This is a genomic window from Blastococcus sp. TF02-8 (assembly GCF_003319175.1).
Classification (GTDB): Bacteria; Actinomycetota; Actinomycetes; order Mycobacteriales; family Geodermatophilaceae; genus Blastococcus.
In genome coordinates, this window is sequence record NZ_QOHK01000003.1 from 96,847 (window position 1) to 116,618 (window position 19,772).

Annotated in this window: 17 protein-coding genes; 11 read left to right on the forward strand and 6 right to left on the reverse strand. The window is 75.2% G+C overall.

Features of this window, described 5'->3' with window-relative positions:
- The first annotated feature begins 32 nt into the window (after window positions 1-32).
- Window positions 33-3,215 (forward strand): ATP-dependent DNA helicase, encoded by a 3,183-nt coding sequence (locus DQ237_RS07540; protein WP_240619477.1) that lies wholly within the window; start codon window positions 33-35, stop codon window positions 3,213-3,215.
- The gene (locus DQ237_RS07545) at window positions 3,212-6,541 is read left to right on the forward strand and encodes an ATP-dependent DNA helicase (protein ID WP_113798759.1); all 3,330 of its coding nucleotides are present in this window, start codon (window positions 3,212-3,214) and stop codon (window positions 6,539-6,541) included. The genes DQ237_RS07540 and DQ237_RS07545 overlap by 4 nt, the downstream gene beginning before the upstream one ends.
- On the opposite strand, the gene DQ237_RS20600 is transcribed toward DQ237_RS07545, so the two are convergent.
- Together DQ237_RS20600 and DQ237_RS07555 are read right to left on the reverse strand one after the other, a co-directional pair.
- Window positions 6,438-7,091 (reverse strand): GNAT family N-acetyltransferase, encoded by a 654-nt coding sequence (locus DQ237_RS20600; RefSeq protein WP_166509542.1) that lies wholly within the window; start codon window positions 7,089-7,091, stop codon window positions 6,438-6,440. The genes DQ237_RS07545 and DQ237_RS20600 overlap by 104 nt on opposite strands.
- The gene (locus DQ237_RS07555; protein ID WP_113798763.1) at window positions 7,088-7,939 is read right to left on the reverse strand and encodes an alpha/beta fold hydrolase; all 852 of its coding nucleotides are present in this window, start codon (window positions 7,937-7,939) and stop codon (window positions 7,088-7,090) included. Before DQ237_RS07555 ends, DQ237_RS20600 begins: the two co-directional genes overlap by 4 nt.
- 56 nt (window positions 7,940-7,995) lie before the next feature.
- Between DQ237_RS07555 and DQ237_RS07560 the strand changes: the two genes are divergently transcribed.
- The gene (locus DQ237_RS07560; RefSeq protein WP_113798765.1) at window positions 7,996-9,402 is read left to right on the forward strand and encodes a M20/M25/M40 family metallo-hydrolase; all 1,407 of its coding nucleotides are present in this window, start codon (window positions 7,996-7,998) and stop codon (window positions 9,400-9,402) included.
- On the opposite strand, the gene DQ237_RS07565 is transcribed toward DQ237_RS07560, so the two are convergent.
- Window positions 9,399-10,277 (reverse strand): putative protein N(5)-glutamine methyltransferase, encoded by an 879-nt coding sequence (locus DQ237_RS07565; RefSeq protein ID WP_304557734.1) that lies wholly within the window; start codon window positions 10,275-10,277, stop codon window positions 9,399-9,401. The genes DQ237_RS07560 and DQ237_RS07565 overlap by 4 nt on opposite strands.
- A gap of 43 nt (window positions 10,278-10,320) precedes the next feature.
- Between DQ237_RS07565 and DQ237_RS07570 the strand changes: the two genes are divergently transcribed.
- From DQ237_RS07570 to nudC, 4 genes are all read left to right on the forward strand, one after another.
- Window positions 10,321-11,226 carry a DUF2510 domain-containing protein gene (locus DQ237_RS07570; protein WP_113798767.1) on the forward strand — a complete coding sequence of 302 codons (906 nt, stop codon included), beginning with the start codon at window positions 10,321-10,323 and terminating at the stop codon, window positions 11,224-11,226.
- A gap of 143 nt (window positions 11,227-11,369) precedes the next feature.
- Window positions 11,370-12,680: a pitrilysin family protein gene (locus DQ237_RS07575; RefSeq protein ID WP_113798769.1), complete on the forward strand. Its 1,311-nt coding sequence runs from the start codon at window positions 11,370-11,372 to the stop codon at window positions 12,678-12,680.
- Complete coding sequence (locus DQ237_RS07580) at window positions 12,677-14,038, forward strand: pitrilysin family protein (protein WP_113798771.1); 1,362 nt, start codon at window positions 12,677-12,679, stop codon at window positions 14,036-14,038. Before DQ237_RS07575 ends, DQ237_RS07580 begins: the two co-directional genes overlap by 4 nt.
- Window positions 14,035-14,919: an NAD(+) diphosphatase gene (gene nudC, locus DQ237_RS07585; RefSeq protein WP_113798773.1), complete on the forward strand. Its 885-nt coding sequence runs from the start codon at window positions 14,035-14,037 to the stop codon at window positions 14,917-14,919. Before DQ237_RS07580 ends, nudC begins: the two co-directional genes overlap by 4 nt.
- A 1-nt stretch (window position 14,920) precedes the next feature.
- Here nudC and DQ237_RS07590 read toward each other — a convergent pair whose 3' ends face one another.
- From DQ237_RS07590 to DQ237_RS07600, 3 genes are all read right to left on the reverse strand, one after another.
- Window positions 14,921-15,496 (reverse strand): uridine kinase, encoded by a 576-nt coding sequence (locus DQ237_RS07590; RefSeq protein ID WP_240619478.1) that lies wholly within the window; start codon window positions 15,494-15,496, stop codon window positions 14,921-14,923.
- Between the two features lie 71 nt (window positions 15,497-15,567).
- On the reverse strand, window positions 15,568-16,116 hold the full coding sequence (locus tag DQ237_RS07595) for an ANTAR domain-containing protein (RefSeq protein WP_240619479.1): 549 nt from the start codon (window positions 16,114-16,116) through the stop codon (window positions 15,568-15,570).
- 72 nt (window positions 16,117-16,188) lie between these two features.
- Window positions 16,189-16,455, reverse strand: a complete 267-nt coding sequence (locus tag DQ237_RS07600; protein ID WP_113798777.1) for a mycoredoxin — start codon at window positions 16,453-16,455, stop codon at window positions 16,189-16,191.
- A 169-nt stretch (window positions 16,456-16,624) separates the two neighbouring features.
- On the opposite strand from DQ237_RS07600, the gene DQ237_RS07605 reads away from it, so the two are divergent.
- The 4 genes from DQ237_RS07605 (at window position 16,625) to DQ237_RS19415 (ending at window position 19,772) form a co-directional block, all read left to right on the forward strand.
- Window positions 16,625-18,619, forward strand: a complete 1,995-nt coding sequence (locus DQ237_RS07605; RefSeq protein ID WP_113798779.1) for an ATP-dependent helicase — start codon at window positions 16,625-16,627, stop codon at window positions 18,617-18,619.
- Window positions 18,620-18,789: 170 nt separating this feature from the next.
- Window positions 18,790-19,053 (forward strand): hypothetical protein, encoded by a 264-nt coding sequence (locus tag DQ237_RS07610; RefSeq protein ID WP_113798780.1) that lies wholly within the window; start codon window positions 18,790-18,792, stop codon window positions 19,051-19,053.
- 288 nt (window positions 19,054-19,341) lie between these two features.
- Window positions 19,342-19,557, forward strand: a complete 216-nt coding sequence (locus DQ237_RS07615; protein WP_304557735.1) for a WhiB family transcriptional regulator — start codon at window positions 19,342-19,344, stop codon at window positions 19,555-19,557.
- A complete protein-coding gene (locus DQ237_RS19415; protein ID WP_147251761.1) occupies window positions 19,554-19,772 on the forward strand; it encodes a hypothetical protein in 219 nt (72 codons plus the stop codon). The genes DQ237_RS07615 and DQ237_RS19415 overlap by 4 nt, the downstream gene beginning before the upstream one ends.

The following is a 19,772-nucleotide window of genomic DNA, read 5'->3' on the forward strand; positions in this document are numbered from 1 at the left end:
GGGTTGTCGCACCCGCGTGCTTCCATCGAGGGGTGGCACAGCGCGGGGGTGAGGGCGGACCGGTCTACCGGCTGCTCCCTGGCGATCCTCCGCGCACGAGCGCGCCGGTGCTCGACCCCACCCAGCAGGCGGTCGTCGACCACCCCGGCGGTCCACTGCTCGTGCTCGCCGGCCCCGGAACGGGCAAGACGACGACGATCGTCGAGGCCGTCGCCACGCGCATCGACGCCGGGATCGACCCCGAGCAGATCCTGGTCCTGACCTTCAGCCGCAAAGCTGCGGCCGAGCTGCGCAGCCGCATCACGTCCCGCGTCGCCCGCACGATCCGCGAGCCCCTGGCCCGCACCTTCCACTCCTACGCCTACGGCGTGCTGCGGCGCGCCGCCGTCCTCCGCGGCGACCCGCCACCCCGGCTGCTCACCTCCGCCGAGCAGGACGCCGTCGTCGCGGAGCTGCTGCGGGGTGACGCCGAGGGCCTCGGCACGGTGCGCTGGCCCGAGGACCTCGCGCCCGCGCTGGGCACCGAGGGGTTCCGCGCCGAGCTGCGCGAGCTGCTGCTGCGCGCGACCGAGCGCGGTGTCGACGCAGCGCAGCTCGCCCGGTGGGGGCGGGAGACCGGCAACGAGCACTGGGTGCACGCGGCCGCCTTCCAGCAGCAGTACGAGAACGTCAGCGACTTCTGGGTCGCCTCCCGCGGGGACGCCTCCGGGTACGACCCCGCCGAGCTGGTCCGCCAGGCCATCCTCGAGCTCAGCGAGGACCCCGAGCTGCTCCGTCAGGAGCGTGAGCGCGCGCGCTGGCTGTTCGTCGACGAGTACCAGGACACCGATCCCGCGCAGGTCGAGCTGCTGGAGCTGCTGGCCGGGGGCGGCGGCAACCTGGTCGCCGTCGGCGACCCCGACCAGTCCATCTACGCCTTCCGCGGTGCCGAACCGCGCGGGATCGTCGAGTTCACCGAGCGGTTCCGGCACACCGACGGGCGCCGGGCGGGGCGGCTCTCGCTCGGCGTGTGCCGGCGGTCGGGGGAGGAGCTGCTCCGGATCACCCGGCAGGTGGCCGAGGGCCTGCCCGGGCCGTGGGAGCACCGTCGCCTGACCGCGGGGGAGAGCACCCCGTCCGGCGAGGCCGAGGTGCACGTCTTCGGGTCCGCCGCGGTCGAGGCCGCCTACGTCGCCGACGTGCTGCGCCGTGCGCACCTGCTCGACGGCGTCCCGTGGTCGGAGATGGCCGTCGTGGTGCGGAGCGCCTCGGTGCTCGGCCCCTTCCGCCGTGCGCTCGCCTCCGCCGGGGTGCCCGTCACCGTCTCCACCGACGACCTGCCGCTGGCCGCCCAGCCCGCCGTCGCCCCGTTCCTGCGGGCGCTGTCCGCGCTGCTCCCCGGCCCCGACGGCGAGAGGGTGGGCCTCGACGAGCCCGGGGCCGAGGCGCTGCTGGCCTCCGCCCTCGGCGGTGCCACCGTGCTCGACCTGCGCCGGCTCCGCCGGGCGGTGCGGATCGCGCTGGCGAAGCAGGGGGCCGACGCCGCCGAGCGCGGCGCCCCGCTGGCCGATGCGCTCACCGACCACGCCCTGCTGGAGGCACTGCCCGAGCACGTCGCCCGCCCCGCCGCACGGGTGGCGGCCGTGCTCGACGCAGGGCGGCTCGCCCTCGCCCAGGACGGCACGGCCGAGGACGTGCTGTGGGCGATGTGGCAGCGCAGCGGCCTGGCGAACCGCTGGGCCAAGGCCAGCGCGGCCGGCGGGCCCACCGGTGCGGTGGCAGACCGCGACCTCGACGCCGTCGTCGCACTCTTCGACGCCGCTGCCGGCTTCGTGGACCGGTTGCCGTCGGCCGACGTCCGGGCGTTCGTCGACCACCTCTCCGCCCAGGAGCTGCCCGGTGACACCGGCGCGGCACGCGCGGTGTCCGGCGAGACGGTCCGGTTGCTCACCGCGCACGCCTCCAAGGGCCTGGAGTGGGAGCTCGTCTGCGTCTCCGGCGTGCAGGAGGGCCTGTGGCCCGACCTCCGCGAGCGGATCTCGCTGCTGGGAGCCGAGGTGCTCGTCGAGCGGGCCGCCGGCATCGACGGCGCCCGGGTCGACCGCCGCACCCTCGCACTGGCCGAGGAGCGCCGGCTGTTCTACGTCGCCGCCACACGTGCCCGGCGTCGGCTCGTCGTCACGGCCGTGGAGGGCGCGCTCGACGGCGCCGACGCCGGCGCGACCGCCTCCCGGTTCCTCGACCTGGTCGAGCCGCCCCCGGCCGACGGCCGTCCCCTCACCGAGCTCCCCCGCGCACTCACGCTCCCGGCGCTCGTCGCCGAGCTGCGCCGCGCGGTCACCGACCCGCAGACCCCGGCGACCCGGCGCTCGGCGGCCGCGGCTCTGCTGCGCCGGCTCGCCGACGAGGGCGTCCCGGGTGCCGCGCCGGCCCGGTGGTGGGGGCTGGCCCCGCTCTCGGACGACGCCCCGCTGGTGCCGGAGGAGGAGCCGGTGCGGGTGCGCCCGTCGGCCATCGAGACCTTCCAGCGCTGCCCGCTGCGCTGGGTGCTCGGCGCTGTGGGTGCCGAGGCGTCGCCCGACGCGACCCGTACCGTCGGTACCGCGGTGCACGACGTGGCGCAGCAGGTCGCGGAGGGGTTGCCCGCGGCCGACGCGCGCGCCGTGCTGGACGCGGAGCTCGACCAGCTCGACCTCGGGCCGGGCTGGGCCGACCAGCGACAGCGGGTGCAGGCCCAGGAGATGCTCGACCGCTTCCTCCGCTGGCACGCCGCGAACGACCGCGAGCTGCTGGCCGCGGAGGGCGAGGTGGACGTCGTCGTCGGCCGCGCCCGCATCCGCGGGCAGGTCGACCGGCTGGAGCGCGACGCCGAGGGGCGCCTCGTCGTCATCGATCTCAAGACCGGCAGGACGCCGGCGAAGAACACCGACGAGCACGGGCAGCTGGCGGCCTACCAGGTCGCGGTCGCGGCCGGCGGCTTCGCCGAGCACGGCACCGTTCCGGGCGGGGCGGCGCTGCTCCAGGTCGGCACGGGTACCAAGGCGAAGGAGCAGCACCAGGAGCCCCTCCCCGCGGACGTTCCGCTGGCCGAGACCTGGGCGGGGCAGCTGGTGGCCGAGGTCGGCGAGGGCATGGGAGCCGGGAACTTCGAGGTGCGCACCGGGACGCACTGCTCGCGCTGCCCGGCGCGGCGCAGCTGCCCGCTGCAGGAGCCCGGCCGGCAGGTGACCGGATGAGCCGCCACGACGACGGACAGCTCTCCTTCGAGGAGCTGTTCGCCGAGGCGGACGTGGTGGAGTCCGCGCCGCGCCGGCTGCTGAGCCCGGCCGAGGTCGCGCAGCGGTGCGGGCTCTCCTACGCGCCGTCGGACGAGCAGGCCGGGGTGGTCTCCGCCCCCGCCGACCGGCCGCTGGTCGTCGTCGCCGGTGCCGGCTCGGGCAAGACCGAGACCATGGCCGCGCGGGTCTCCTCCCTGGTCGCCAACCGGATCGTCGAGCCCGAGGCCATCCTGGGTCTCACCTTCACCCGCAAGGCCGCCAGCGAGCTGAACGAGCGCATCCGGCTGCGGTTGGGGGCCCTGGCGCGGCATCCCGACACCGAGGAGGACCTCCGCGAGCGGCTGGCGATCGCCCAGCCCACCGTGTCGACCTACCACGGGTACGCCGCGTCGCTGGTCTCCGAGCACGGCCTGCGGATCGGCGTCGAACCCGGGGCAGGGGTCCTCGGCCCGGCCATGTGCTGGGGGCAGGCCGCCACCGTGGTCGCGGCCTGGACCGGTGACATGAGCGACGTGCCGCTGACCCTGCTGACCACGGTCGAGGACGTCCTGGCCCTGGCCACGGAGCTGGGCGAGCACGACGTCACGCCGGCGGCGCTGCGGACCTGGACGGCCAGGCTCGAGGCGCAGATCACCGGGTACGCCGACGCGCCGAAGAAGAGGGGGCCGTACGCCGCGGTCACCGAGATGCTGAACCGGCAGAAGGCGCGGGTCGCGCTGCTGCCACTGGTCGAGGCGTTCGAGGCCCGCAAGCGGGCGCTCGGCTCGATCGACTACGCCGACCAGGTGGCCTACGCCGCGCGGATCGCCGTCTCCTCACCGGAGGTCGGTCGCCGCGAGCGGGCCCGGTGGAAGGTGGTGCTGCTCGACGAGTACCAGGACACGAGCGTCGGCCAGCTGCGCATGCTCGAGGCGCTGTTCGGCGGCGCCAGCGGGCATCCCGTCCTCGCCGTCGGCGACCCGCGGCAGTCCATCTACGGGTGGCGCGGCGCCTCGGCAGGCACCATCGAGCGGTTCGCCCGCACGTTCCCGGGTCGCCCCGGGCGAACGTCCGAGCGGCTGACCCTGGCCACCAGCTGGCGCAACGACGAGGCGGTGCTGGCAGTGGCCAACGCCGTCTCGGCGATGCTGCCCGAACCTGCTCAGCCCCTGCCCGACCTCGCGCCCGCGCCCACCGCCGGCCGCGGTTCGGTCACCGTCGGGCTCTACGAGACCGTGGCCGAGGAGACCGCGGCACTGGCGGATCGGATGGCCGCCTGCTGGAACGGCACCGACGCGCTCGTGCCGCGGAAGGCCGACGGTCGGCCGCCGTCGATGGCGGTGTTGGTGCGCACCCGAAAGCAGCTCCCGGGCATCGCCGCGGCGCTGCGCGAGCGGGGGCTGCCGGTCGAGGTCGTCGGTCTGGGTGGGCTGCTGGAGGTCCCCGAGGTCTCCGACGTCGTTGCGACGCTCACCGTGCTGGTCGACCCGACGGCCGGCGACGCGATGGGGCGGCTGCTCACCGGGGCCCGGTGGCGGATCGGGCCGCGCGACCTCGCCGCCCTCGAGGCCCGTGCCCGGGCGCTGGTGCACTCCCGGCGCCCACCCCGGCAGTCCGACGGGGAGAGCGCGGCCGTCGTGGAGGCGCCGCAGGAGCGGGGCAGCATCGTCGAGGCGCTCGACGACCTGGGCGACGCCGAGCAGTACTCGGCGACCGGGTTCCGGAGGCTCCGCCGGTTCGGCGCGGAGCTGGCGCACCTGCGCAACCGGATCGGTGAGTCCCTGCCCGACCTGGTCGACGAGGTGGCCCGCACCCTGGGTCTCGAGACGGAGCTGGCGAGCGTGCCGGGGGTGAGCCCGGCCGGCGCGCGTGCCCACCTGGACGCGCTGCACCAGGTGGCCGCCGAGTTCACCGAGCTCGCCGAGCTGCCCTCGCTGCCGGCCTTCCTGGGGTACCTGCGCGACGCCGAAGAGCGCGAGCGCGGCCTGGAACCGGGTGAGGTCGCGGTGAACCCGGAGGCGGTGCAGCTGCTCACCGGGCACTCGGCCAAGGGCCTGGAGTGGGACGTCGTCGCCGTGCCGGGGATGACCGACGGCCAGTTCCCCGCCCGCACCAACGCCAGCGACTCCTGGATCAAGGACCCGGGCGCCGTCCCCGCCGAGCTCCGGCTCACCGACCGCGCCGAGCTGCCGGCACTGGAGCTCCCGGTGCCGGGGTCCGGTGACCAGGCGGCGGTCCGCGACGCCCTGGAGCAGTACGTCCAGGACTGGAAGGACTTCGGCCGCGACGAGGAGATCCGGCTCGGCTACGTGGCGGTCACCCGGGCCAGGAAGCTGCTGCTCTGCTCGGGCAGCTGGTGGCGGGACGGCGTGAAGCCGTGCGGCCCCTCGTCGTTGCTGGAGACCGTCAAGGAGGCCTGCGAGGCCGGCGCCGGCGCCCTCCTGCACTGGGCGCCCGCCCCCGAGGACGGCGCCACGAACCCGGCCCTGGAGGAGTGGCCGGTCGGGGTGTGGCCGGTCGATCCGCTCTCCGAGCCGCGGCGCCGGGCGCTGACCGCTGCCGCGCAGCTGGTCGAGGGTGCCGCGCCCCACCCGCTGGACCCGGAGCGGAGCCTCGGGGATGGCGACGAACTGGTCGACCAGTGGGTCCGCGACGCCGACCTGCTGCTGCGCGAACGGGCGCGGCACGCCAGCCCGACGGTCGACGTGCCGCTGCCCTCGCACCTGTCGGTCTCCGCGCTGGTCACCCTGCGCCGGGACCCGGCCGAGCTGGCCCGTCGGCTGCGGCGGCCCATGCCAGCTGCTCCCGCGCCGCAGGCCCGTCGGGGGACCGCGTTCCACGCGTGGCTGGAGGAGCGCTTCGGTGCCGCGCGGCTGGTCGACCTCGACGAGCTGCCCGGGTCGGGCGACGAACTGGCGACCCCCGACGGCGCGCTGGAGGAGCTTCGCGAGGCGTTCCTGGCCAGCGAGTGGGCCGACCGGCAGCCGCTGGAGGTCGAGGTGCCCTTCGAGACCCCGCTGGGTCCGCTGACCCTGCGCGGGCGCATCGACGCGGTGTTCCGGCGCGAGGACGGTGGCTACGAGGTCATCGACTGGAAGACCGGGCCGCCGCCGACCGCGGGGGAGATGGCCGCCGCGGGCGTGCAGCTGGCCGCCTACCGGCTCGGCTGGGCGCGGCTGACCGGGGTCCCGGTCGAGCAGGTCAGCGCCGGGTTCCACCACGTGTCCGCCAAGGAGACGATCCGTCCGGTCGACCTGCTCGACGAGGCGGGTCTCCTCGCCCTCGTCGTCGGCTCGGAGCAGTAGCCGGCGGTCGACCTGGAAACACGGCGACCGGTCGACGTGTCGACACGTCGACCGGTGAACCGAAGGCCAGTCCGAACTGGTGCACCGGGGCGCCGTCGGGGGACCGGTGCACCGACTCCCGCGTCATGCCGAGCTTCCGCGCCACCGCGACCGAGGCAGCGTTCTCGGCGTGGATCATCGAGACGAGCCGGAGGACGGCGCGGCTCCGGGCCAGGTCCACCGCGGAGCGGACGGCCGCCGTCGCCACACCTCGACCCCAGAACCGGCGACCCAACCGCCAACCGGCCTCGAGCGACCCGGTGGGACCCCAGGGGTGGCTCCACGGATGGATGCCGGCGAACCCGGCCACCTCGCCGTCGACCACGACGCTGAACAGGCACAGCCCGGTGTGCTCGGCCAGTTCCTGCTGCCGCTCGACCAGGCCGTCGTAGTACGCACGCTCCCGCACCTCGCCGGACCCGATGAAGCGCATGACCTCGGCGTCGTCGAACAGCGCGGACCACCGGGCGGCGTCGTCGTCCGTGGGTACCCGGAGAACGGGTCCGGTCACGACGAGGCGACGCGGTCCAGGATCGCCGCGGCCAGCTGCTCCGGTGCCTGCTCCGGGATCCAGTGCGTCACCCCGGGCAGCTCGACGAACCGGTAGTCGCCGGTCACGAACTCCGCGCAGGCCTCCGCGGCGGTGCGCCCGATCGCGACGTCGCCGTCGCTCCACACGTACGTGGTCGGCACGTCGACCTTGTCCACGCGGATGTCGGAGCTCATCGCCCGGTACCAGTTCAGCGCGGCGGTCAGCGCACCCGGCGCCGACAGCACCGCCACGTACTCGTCGGCCGCCTCGGGGGAGACGCCCGTGTCGCCCTCGGTGCCCAGCAGCATCCGGCGCAGCCGCCGGGCGTCGTCGGCCAGCAGCACCTCCTCGGCCTTGCCCGGCTGCCAGAACAACCGGATGTAGGCCGAGCGCTCCTTCTGCTCGGGGTCGACGCGGAAGGCCGCGGTGTAGGCGGCGGGATGCGGGACCGAGACGGCCGTCAGGGAGCGCACCCGGTCGCTGTGCCAGGCGGCCAGCGTCCAGGCGACGTTCGAGCCCCAGTCGTGACCGACGACGTCGGCGACCGGGATCTCCAGCGCCGTCATCAGGTCCGCGCTCACCTGCGCGAGGTTCTGCATCGCGTAGGACTCGACGTCCAGCGGCCGCGCGCCGGGGGAGTACCCGAGCTGATCGGGCGCGTACGTGCGCAGCCCCGCCTGGGTCAGCAGCGGGGTGACCGCCGCCCACGACGCCGACGTCTCCGGGAACCCGTGCAGCAGGAGCACCGGCCGCCCGTCCTCGGGACCGTCGACGCGCACGTCGAAGGTCAGGTCGCCGACGTCGACGCGCAGCAGCTCTCCGGGCATGAGCCGAACGCTATCCGGGCGGAGCCGGCCGTGCTGGCGGCACTACCGTCGTCGGCGTGAGCAGCGAGCGCGAGTACGTCACCGCCCACCAGGACGACCTGTACGCCGACCTGGAGGCGTGGGTGCGGATCCCCTCGATCTCCGCCGACCCCGGGCACGCCGACGACGTCGCCGCCAGTGCCGCGTGGCTGGCCGAGGCGCTGCGCCGCACCGGCTTCCCGACCGTGGAGATCTGGCCGACCGCGGGCGCGCCCGCCGTCTACGCCGAGTGGCCCAGCGCCGAGCCGGATGCGCCCGTCGCCCTGGTCTACGGCCACCACGACGTGCAGCCGGTCGACCCGCCGGAACTGTGGGAGCACCCGCCCTTCGAGCCCACCCGCGTGGAGGGGCCGCACGGGACCGAGCTGCACGGCCGTGGCGCCAGCGACGACAAGGGCGTGCTGATCGTCCACCTGCTGGGGCTCCGCGCGCACCTGGCCGCGACGGGTCGGGACACTCCTGCGGTCACCGTGAAGATACTGGTCGAAGGCGAGGAGGAGTCCGGCTCCCCGCACTTCGAGGCGCTGCTGGCGGAGAAGGCCGACCGGCTCTCCTGCGACGTCGTCGTCGTCAGCGACACCGGCATGGCCGCACCGGACGTGCCCAGCGCCGTGACGGCGATGCGCGGGCTGGCCGACGCCGAGATCACGCTGCGCGGACCCGCCGTCGACCTGCACTCCGGCTCCTTCGGTGGTGCCGTGCCCAACCCGCTGCACGCGATGGCCGAGCTGATCGCGAGGCTGCACGACGACCAGGGACGGGTCACCCTTCCCGGCTTCTACGACCGGGTGCGGCCGCTGTCCGACCGCGAGCGCGAGCTCATGGGCCGGGTCCCGTTCGACGAGCAGAAGTGGCTCACCGGACCGGCCGCCTCCCGCGCCACCTACGGAGAGGCCGGCTTCAGCACGCTGGAGCGCACCGGCGCCCGCCCGACCGCCGAGGTCAACGGCATGTGGGGCGGGTACACCGGCCCCGGGCACAAGACGATCATCCCGGCCGAGGCGCACGCCAAGGTGACCTTCCGGCTGGTCTCGGACCAGCGGCCGGAGGACATCGGGCCGATGCTGCAGACCTGGGTCCGGGCGAACGTCCCTGCCGGCATCGAGGCGGAGGTGCACACTCCGCCCGGCGGGGTGGCGCCCTGCGCCAGCGACCTGGACTCCCCCCACATGGACGCGCTGCTCAGCGCCATCGGGCAGGCCTTCGACACCGCGCCGGAGGACGTGCTGCTCACCCGCGAGGGCGGCAGCGGGCCCGAGGCCGCCATCACCGGAGCGCTGGGGGCTCCGCTGCTGTTCCTCGGCGTCGGCCTGCCGACCGACCGCATCCACTCGCCCAACGAGCGGGTGCTGCTGCCGATGCTCTCCCGCGGCGCGGAGGCGGCGGCCCACCTCTGGCGAGAGCTGGCTGGCCGCCGGCGCTAGGACAGGGTGCCGACGACGACGGTCGCGCCGCGCTCGTCGTCGGTCACCAGGCGGGCGTCCATGCCGGTCGCGGTGACCAGGTCGAGCGCGTCCGGTGCCTGGCCCTCGCCGCACTCGAACAGCAGCGAGCCGCCGGGCGCCAGCCACTCGACCGCGCCGGTCGCCACCCGCCGCGCCAGAGCCAGGCCGTCGGGCCCGCCGTCCAACGCGACCCGTGGTTCGTGGTCGCGCGCCTCCGGCGGCATCAGGGCGAGGGCGTCGGTCGGCACGTAGGGCACGTTGGCGGTCAGGACGTCGATGCGCCCGGCGAGCTCCGGGGGGAGGGCGGTGAAGAGGTCGCCCTCGTGCACCGGCACGCCGGGCAGGTTGCGCCGAGCGCAGGCGACGGCGGCCGGGTCGACGTCGGCGGCGTGCAGCTCGATGCCCGGCACGGCGGCTGCGATCGCGGCGCCCACCGCGCCCGACCCGCAGCACAGGTCGACGACGACGGCGCCGGGCGGGGTCAGCCGCACGGCCTCCTCGACCAGGGCCTCGGTGCGCCGGCGCGGCACGAACACGCCCGGCGCGACGAGGATCCGGAGCCCGCGGAACTCCGCCCAGCCCAGCAGCACCTCCAGTGGCGCGCCGGCGATCCGTCGCTCGACGAGCGCCTCGAGCGCCTCGGGGCCGGCGGCCTCGGCTGCCAGCAGCCTGGCCTCGTCCTCGGCGAAGACGCAGCCGGCGGCGCGCAACCGGCGGACCACCTGGCCCGGGAGCACCTGACCCGGGAGCACCTGGCCCGGGAGCACCTGGCCCGGGAGCACCTGGCCCGGGAGCACCTGACCCGGGAGGACCTGACCCGGGAGCACTTGGTCCTCGTCCGGAGTGGGATGCACGCGACCTCCGGGAGGAGTGGGAACGACGACCTACCCTGACGGGGTGACCGGAGCCGGGCAGACCCCTCCACCGGGCTGGTACCCCGACCCCGGCGGGGCCGAGGGCATGGTGCGCTGGTGGGACGGGGCCGGCTGGTCCGACGTCATGATGCCCTCCGGTCCGGGCGTCGCCGTGCGGAGCCTGCCCGGCACTCCCGCTCCTCGCCCGGAGCGTCCCGAGGCACCGGACGTCGCGGGGCCGGCCCCCGCGGCCCGGACCGCGGGGTCCCGCCGGCTGTGGATCGCCGCCGTGGCGGTCGTCGTCGTGGTCGCCTCCGTGCTCGGCACGGTGCTCGCCCTGCGGTCCGGCGGGGACTCCCAGGACCGTTCCGCCCGGCCGTCGTCGTCCGGGATCGAGCCGGCGCCGGCGCCGGCGGCACCCACCTTCCCACCGGGCACCGTGCGGATCATCGACACGGCGGCCGGGATCTCCTACCCGTACCTGGGGGAGGGGTGGTCGGAGTTCGACCTGGGCGTGCAGCTGGAGACGACCGAGACGGCCGGGCAGTACTTCACCACCCAGGAGGACACCCCCGACGGCGGCATCTTCATCTCGCAGTGCACCTCGGGACCGGTGGCCGAGGGGTACGGATGGCGGGGGCCGGCCACTCTGCAGTCCACGGTCACCGCGGTGGCCGACAGCGTGCGCGGCAACTACTACCCCGGCCCGAACGAGCGCACGGTGCTGCGCGACGAGGCCCGCACGGTGGACGGCCGGCAGGCGCACCTGTACGAGTTCCAGCTCGCCTGGGACATCCCGGGCTACGACGCCACGGGCGAGCGCGCGGCGTTGCTGCTGATCGACGTCGGTCGCAGGGCACCCGCGCTGCTCTACGTCTCGATCCCCAACACCCACGCGGAGCTGTACGGCGTCATCGACCGGGTGCTCGACGACGTCGACGTGCTCTGACACCTGTCGTCCTCCGGACGACACCGCGGCCACGTGCCGTCCCCCTGCTGCGCCGAGCCGCTGCCCGTGTCCCGCGACCGGGCCACCCTCGGACGGGGTGACCGCACGGCGCCGCGTCGTCCTCCGCGGCTACTGTCGGTCGCGTGACTGCAGCTGGTACCGAACTGACCCTGCGGCACCCGGTCGAACGGTTCACGCTGGACAACGGCCTGCGGGTCGTCCTCGCCCCCGACCGCAGCGTGCCGGTGGTGGCGGTGAGCGTCTACTACGACGTCGGGATGCGCAACGAGCCCGAGGGGCGGACCGGCTTCGCCCACCTCTTCGAGCACATGATGTTCCAGGGCTCGGCCAACGTGGCCAAGATGGAGCACGCGCGGCTGGTGCAGGCCGCCGGCGGCACCTTCAACGGGTCGACCCACCAGGACTACACGAACTACTTCGAGGCGCTGCCCGCCGAGGCGCTGGAGCGCGCGCTCTTCCTCGAGGCCGACCGCATGGCCGCCCCGGCCATCACCGAGGAGAACCTCCGCAACCAGATCGACGTGGTGAAGGAAGAGATCCGGGTCAACGTGCTCAACCGGCCCTACGGCGCCTTCCCGTGGCTGCAGCTGCCGCAGGTGGCCTTCGAGAGCTTCGCCAACACCCACGACGGCTACGGCTCGTTCGTCGACCTCGAGTCCTCCACGGTCGACGACGCCACCGACTTCTTCCACCGCTACTACGCCCCGGGCAACGCGGTGCTGTGCATCGGCGGCGACCTCGACGTCGCCGAGACCGAGCAGCTGGTCCGCCGCTGGTTCGGGCCGGTGGCCGCCCGCGAGGTCCCGCCGCTGCCGCCCACCGGTGAGCCGTCGCCCACCACGGTCCGCTCGGCCGTGGTCGAGGACCGGCTGATCACCGCGCCGGCGCTCGCGCTGGGCTGGCGGGTGCCCGACCCGGTCGGCGACTTCGACACCTACCTGGGCACGGTGCTGCTGGCCGAGGTGCTCAGCGAGGGCGACGCCTCCCGGCTGGAGCGCCGGTTGATCCACGGGGACCGCACGGCCATCGCGCAGAGCAGCTACGTCGGCCTCTTCGGCGACCCCTTCGACGTCCGTGACGCCACCCTGCTCACCACCCAGGTGCACCACCCGGCCGGGGTCCCGGCCGAGAAGGTCACCGCCGCGGTGCACGAGGAGATCGAGCGCATCGCGACCGACGGCGTCGACGCCGAGGAGCTGCGCCGCGTGCAGGCCCGCACCGAGGCGCAGCTGCTCCAGCAGTCCGACTCGATCCTCGGCCGGACGCTGTCCTTCGCCGCCGCGGAGCTCGTCCACGGCCGCGCGGAGCTCGCCGGCGAGCTGGCCGCGCGGCTCGCCGCGGTCACGCCCGAGGCCGTGCAGGCCGCGGCCCGGGGCCTGGACCCGGGCACCGTCGCCATGCTGGAGCTCCGACCGGCAGGAGGCGCCCGATGACCGCCGCACCGACCTCGCTGATCCCGCCGCTGGGCGAGCCCCGGCCGCAGCCGGTGCCGGTCGTCGAGGAGACGACGCTGCCCAACGGCCTGCGCGTCGTCGTCGTCCCCCGGCCCGGTGTGCCCCTGGTGGAGCTCCGGCTGCGCATCCCGTTCGCCGCCGCGAACGCCCGCAACGCCGGGGTGCACGCCGCCCGCGGCTCCGTCCTCTCCGGGGCGGTGCTCCTGGGCACCCAGCAGCACGACCAGACCCGCATCGCGCAGCTGCTGCAGACCCATGGCGCGGAGCTCTCGGTGGCCACCGACTCCGACCGGCTGGTGTTCGGCACGACGCTGCTGCCCGGCGGTCTCGCTCCCGTGCTCGAGGTCGTCGCCGAGCTGCTGACCGGCGCCGGCTACCCCGCCGACCAGGTCGACGGCGAACGCGACCGGCTGGCCGAGCGCATCGCCATCGCGCGCTCCCAGCCCAGCACCATCGCGCGCTCGGCCCTGGCGAAGCGGCGCTACGGGACGCACCCGTACGCGATCCAGCTGCCCGACGCCGACCTCGTCTCGGCGGTCCGGGCGCCGGCGCTGCGCCGGCTGCACCGGGAACGGGTGCTCCCGGCCGGGAGCATCCTGGTGCTCGTCGGCGACGTCGACCCCCGCGCCGCGGCGGACGCCGTCGCCGCGGCTCTGGCCGGATGGACCGGCAGCGGCAAGGCCGTGGAGCCGCCGGCGGTCACCGAGCTGCGCCCCGCCGGTATCGAGCTGGTCGACCGGCCCGGCGCCGTGCAGTCCAACCTGCGACTGGGCGGACCGGCACCGGCGCGCACGGACGAGGACCTGCCGGCGGCCCGGCTGGCCGCGATGATCTACGGCGGCTACTTCTCCTCGCGGCTGGTGGAGAACATCCGCGAGCGCAAGGGCTACAGCTACAGCCCGCGCAGCGCGATCGACCACCAGCGGGCGGCGTCGTCGTTCCTGGTGGAGGCCGACGTCGCCACCGAGGTGACCGGCCCGGCCCTGCTGGAGACGCTGTACGAGCTCGGCAGGATCGCGCTGACCCCGGTCACCGAGGCCGAGCTCGACGCCGCCCGGCGCTACGTCCTCGGGAGCATGGCGCTGTCCACGGCCACGCACGCGGGGCTGGCCAGCACGCTGTCGGCGCTGCTGGGCGTGGGCCTGCCGGCCGACTGGCTGCGCACCCATCAGCAGGACCTCGAAGCGGTCACCGTCGAGCAGGTGCAGCAGGCTGCCGCGCGCTACCTCGCGCCGGAGGCGCTGACCGCGGTCGTGGTGGGCGATGCGAGCCGGGTGGCCGCCGAGCTCGGCGCCCTCGGCCCGGTCACCGTGAGCGGGGGCGGCGAGGAGGCATGAGCGGGGAGACCGGGCCGGTGCTGTCGCGGTCCGCGCACGACCGGGCGCACCTGGCCCGGTCGTTGCCCGACCCGACCGGCGGTCGGCCGGTCCGCCTGCTCACCGTCGACGGCGACCGCGCGGTGCCCGTGCGGGAGGGAGCGTCCGGGCCGGAGCTGGTGTGGGACGAGCGGCCGCAGCTGCCTCCGGGAGCGGTGTACCTCGGCGAGGCCGACGGCGTTCCCCATGCCGCGGTCCGCGGCGAGCGGTCGCTCACGGTGAACGGCCGGCCGGTCGACCACTGGGCCGGCCTGCGCGACCTCGGCGCCGACCTCGGCGACCTGGACGCCGGCCTGCTCGCCCAGGCGATCGGCATCCTCGAGTGGCACGAGCGGCACCGGTTCAGCCCGCTGACCGGTGCGCCGACGACGGTGGAACGGGCGGGCTGGGTCCAGCGCGACCCGACCACCGGCACGGAGTTCTTCCCCCGCACCGACCCGGCGGTGATCATGCTCGTCCACGACGGCGCCGACCGCGTCGTCCTCGGAAGGCAGGCGGTCTGGCCGCCGGGCCGGTTCTCCATCCTGGCGGGGTTCGTGGAACCGGGGGAGTCGGCCGAGGCCGCCGTCGCTCGCGAGGTCGAGGAGGAGGTCGGGCTCCGGGTCACCGACATCCGCTACGTGGCCAGCCAGCCGTGGCCGTTCCCCCAGTCGCTGATGCTCGGGTTCGTCGCCCGGGTGGACGGCGACGGCCAGGAGATCCGGGTGGACCCGACCGAGATCGAGGAGGCGCGCTGGTTCACCCGTGACGAGCTGCGCACCCCCGACGGACTGCTCGCCATCCCGCCGTCGATCTCCATCGCCCGCCACATCCTCGACCTCTGGCTCAGGGACGAGCTGTGACTCAGCCCCAGCGCCCCCCGAGGATCAGGGCGGGCTTGTCCGGGTGGTCGGCGAGGACGACGGCGTCGGCCAGCGCGGTCGGGTCCACCTCGTCGTCGTAGCGGTCGAACGCGGGCAGCGCCCACCGCTGCTCGGGCGGCGTCCGCCGGGCCCGCGCGGCCGGGCTCATCCGCAGGTGCACGACGACGTCGAGGGCCAGCCCCACCCCTTGCAGCAGCGCGCCGGGTACCAGCACCACGGCCCCGGGTGGGGCGGACCGGCGGGGTTCGCGCGCGGCCCGGTCACGGGCGAGGTCCCACAGCACCGGCAGGTACTGGCCGCTCCCACCGGGACCCAGCGGGCCGAGCACCTCGCGGTTGAGTGCGCTGACGTCGAGCCAGTCGGTGTACCGGGCGTCGGGGTCGGTGCGTCCGTGCTCCAGCCTGAGGGAGGCCGGCCGGTAGAAGCCGGTGGCGGGGACGACGACGGCGCCGTGGCCGAGGGCGGGCAGGCGCTCGCCCACCGCGCGGGCCAGGCGCTCGGGCTCGGCGACCTCCGGCCCGTCCACGCCGATCCGGAGCGCGGCGGCGCCCGGCATCGGCGGGGTGGCGGCCAGGAGCGCGGCGAGCCGGTCGGCGAGGGCGTCGGGGGAGAGCGGTTCGGGTCGGGTCAGGACCGGCCGTCCGTGACGACGGCGCCGCGCGTGGCCGGCTGCGAGCGCGGGGCCGGGGTGGCGACGGCGTCGCCGACCGCGGAGGGAGCGACGGTGGCGGGCGCCGGTTCGGCGGCCAGCCCGTCCAGCACCTCGCGGGCGAGCTCGACCACGGGACGGCCCTGGGTCCGGGCTCGGCCGCGCAGTTCCTCGAAGGCCGCTCGCGCGCTGGAACCGTGCCGCTCGGCGAGGACCCCGATCGCCCGCTCGGTCGAGACCCGGGCGGCCAGCGCGTGCTCCAGCTGGGCGATCGTGCGCTCCAGCGCGGCGATGCGGAGGGCGACGGGGTCGGCGTCCGCCGATGCCTCGAGAGCCCCACGGGCCGAGCGACGCGCGCTGCGATCGGGCTCGGAGGCCCCGCCGAGCTCCTCGGCCACGAGGTCGGCGAGCGTCATGCCCTCGACGAGCTCGGCGACGGGCTCGCCGGCGACCGGGCCGGACACCGGGATCACCGTCCACCCGCGGGGGGTGCGGGTGAGCGCGACCACGGGGTGGTCACCTGCCACGATCGGACCGGTCGGGCCCGACGACGGATCGTCGACCGCGCCGGAGGTTCGGGGACCGGGGACCACGCCGGCTCACGCCCCCGGTTGCTGAGCGAGCTGGGCCTTGACCTGGTCGATGCTCGGGTTGGTCAGGGCGGTGCCGTCGCGGAAGAGGAGCGTGGGAACGGTCCGGTTGCCGCCGTTGGCGTTCATGACCAGGTCGGCCGCCTGCGCGTCGCTCTCGATGTCGACCTCGGCGAACTCGATGCCCTCGCGCTGCATCATCTTCTTGAGCCGCACGCAGTAGCCACACCACGAGGTGGTGTACATGGTGACGGCGCTGCCGGGGGTCGTGGTCATCGCGGGGAGTCTCCCTGTTCGTGCCGGGCGGGTCCAGCCCTGTCCCGGGGTGGCGTCCTCGAGATCGGCAACGCCGCACCCCTGGGGATGCTTCCCGGGCGGTGTCGGCACGGGCTGGGAGGATCGGTACCGGCCGTCGGGCCGCAGGACGAGCAGGAGGGACGGCGGGATGTCGCAGGCGGAGGCGGAGGCCGTGCTCAGCGGTCTCGACGACGAGCAGCGCGAAGCGGCGCAGGCGGTGTCGGGCCCGGTCTGCATCCTGGCCGGTGCGGGGACGGGGAAGACGCGCACGATCACCCACCGCATCGCGTACGGCGTGCACACCGGCACCTACGTGCCGGAGCAGGTCCTCGCGGTGACGTTCACGGCACGGGCCGCCGGGGAGCTGCGCTCCCGTCTGGCCGGGCTCGGCGTGGGCGGGGTCCAGGCCCGCACCTTCCACGCGGCCGCCATGCGTCAGCTGCGGTACTTCGCGCCCAGGGTCCTGGGCGGTCCCATGCCGCCGCTGATCGAGAACAAGCTCCGGGTGGTGGCCTCGGCGGCCACGCGCAACCGGCTGACCACGGACCGCACCAGCCTGCGCGACCTCGCCGGCGAGATCGAGTGGGCGAAGACCACGCTGGCCACGCCCGACGACTACCCGGCTCGCGCGAAGGCGGCCGGCCGTGAGGCGCCGTTCGAGCCGGCCGCCGTCGCGGCCGTCTACGCCAGTTACGAGTCGGCCAAGCAGCGCGACGGGATGCTCGACTTCGAGGACCTCCTCCTGGTCACGGCCTACGCGCTCGAGGAGCACCCGGACGTCGCACGGCAGGTGCGCGCGCAGTACCGCCACTTCGTCGTCGACGAGTACCAGGACGTCAACCCGCTGCAGCAGCGGCTGCTCGACGCCTGGCTGGGCGGCCGGGCGGAGGTGTGCGTCGTCGGTGACCCGAACCAGACCATCTACTCCTTCACCGGCGCCGACCCCGACTACCTCCTCGGGTTCGCCGACCGCTACCCCGATGCCGCGGTGGTCAAGCTGGAGCGCGACTACCGCTCCACGCCCCAGGTGGTCGGGCTGGCGAACAAGCTGATCGGCATGGCGCCGCGGCGCAAGGGTCTGCCGGGCCTGCGGCTGCTGGGCCAGCGGGCGGAGGGCGCCGAGCCGCGGTTCACCGAGTACCCGGACGAGCCCGCCGAGGCCGCCGCCGTCGCCGCCCGGTGCCGGGCGCTCATCGACGAGGGCATGCCGGCCGCGGAGATCGCCGTCCTGTTCCGGATCAACGCGCAGTCCGAGGTCTACGAGAACGCGCTGGCGGCAGCCGGCGTCCCGTACGTCCTCAAGGGCGGCGAGCGGTTCTTCGAGCGGCCCGAGGTGCGCGAGGCCGTGCTGCTGCTCCGCGGCGCCGCGGCGGGCGGCAACGAGCCGGGGATGCTCGTGCCGGCCGTGCGCGACGTGCTGGCCTCGACCGGCTGGGCGGAGCACCGGCCGCCGCCCGGGGGAGCGGCGCGGGACCGCTGGCAGTCGCTGGCCGCCCTGGTCGACCTCGCCGTCGACCTGGTCGCGGAGAACCCCTCGCTGGACCTGGGGGGCTTCGTCGACCACCTCGCCCAGCGCGCCGACGCCCAGCACGCCCCGACGGTCCAGGGGGTCACCCTCGCGTCGATGCACGCCGCCAAGGGCCTGGAGTGGGACGTCGTGTTCGTGGTGGGGCTCGTCGAGGGCGTGGTCCCCATCGCCCAGTCGCTGAGCCGGCCCGATGCGGTCGAGGAGGAGCGACGGCTGCTCTACGTGGCCATCACCCGCGCGCGGGAGCAGCTGTCGCTGTCCTGGTCGCTGTCCCGCAACCCGGGTGGGCGCCGTGCGCGACCGCGCAGCCAGTTCCTCACCGGTCTCGCGCCGGAGTCCGGGCCCACGGCGCCGCCGGTGCGCCGGGCCACCAAGAAGGCCAAGGTCGTGCTCGAGGGCGAGGCCGGCGAGCTGTTCGAGCGGTTGCGCGCCTGGCGCAGCCAGGCCGCCCAGACCCAGTCGGTGCCGGCCTACGTGGTCTTCTCCGACGCCACCCTCCAGGCGATCGCGGAGAGCCGGCCGACCAGCCTGCGGGAGCTGTCCGGTCTGCCCGGCGTCGGTGCCAAGAAGCTCGACCTCTACGGCGAGGACGTGCTGGCCGCGGTCAGCGGCTGAGTCCCTCCCGGTGGCTTCCGGGGGGTCTGCGGCCCGTCGGGAGGACGTCGTCGTTAATTCGTTTGACCGCATCTCGGGTGCGGTCCTAGTGTCCTGACACACACGAGCGCCACCCCGTGCGATCCCGGCCGTCGGCCGGGACGCGGACCCAGGAAGGAGGGGGCACTTCGATGATCACCACGGATTACACCTCCTCCGTCGCTGATGTCCCGGCCGGCTGTGGCTCCGTGCTGATGCAGCCGCCCGCCGCTCCGTCCGGCGCCACCGGTCTGTCCTGGATCGCCGTCCAGGGCAGCCCCCGCCACGTCGGCGCCCTGATCGGCAAGCGCCGGGAGCAGGCCCTCGCCGAGCGATTCCTCGCGTCCACCTCGGTGCCCACCAACGACCTCACCACCCCCCTCGGGATCCACTCCCCGGGGAGACCGCAGAGCTAGCGCTCGACCGGTCCTCCTCCAGGCCGCGGAACCCGAACCCCGGGATCCGCGGCTTTTTTCTTCCCTCCGCGGCACCCGGCTCCCGACTTCGGTCGGCGGAGCCCCCGCCGGCCGTACCCGACACGAGTACGAGGAGGAGCGGCAGTGCAGCAGACGATCGACCGCCCGACGTCCCACCGCCGACCCGCGTTCGCCCGGACCGGTGGAGCGACGCCGCCCGGCCCCCAGCCGCGGCGCCCCCGCCCGCCCCTGTCACCCGCCCCGGTGCGGCTCCCGTTGCCGTGCCGGGTGGAGGACCCGGACCTGTGGTTCGCGGAGAGCCCGAGCGAGCTGGAGCTCGCGAAGGGTTTCTGCGGCGGCTGTCCGGTGCGCCAGAAGTGCCTGGCCGGCGCGCTGGACCGCGCCGAGCCGTGGGGTGTCTGGGGCGGCGAGATCTTCGAACGCGGCGTGGTCATCGCCCGGAAGCGGCCGCGCGGCCGGCCCCGCAAGGTGGTCGCCGCGTGAGGTCCGCAGTCAGCGACGAGCAGTCCCTCACCACAGCGAAGGAACGTGTCATGTACACCACCGAGCACGAACTGGTCCGCAGCCGGCTCGCCGAGCTGCAGACCGAGGCGGAGGCCGCCGCGCGCGCCCGCCGTCTCTACCTGGCGCGACGGGCCTCCCGTCGGGCCGAGCGTGCGGTCCGCCGGGCCGCGCGCGCCAGCGCCGCCGTCTGGTAG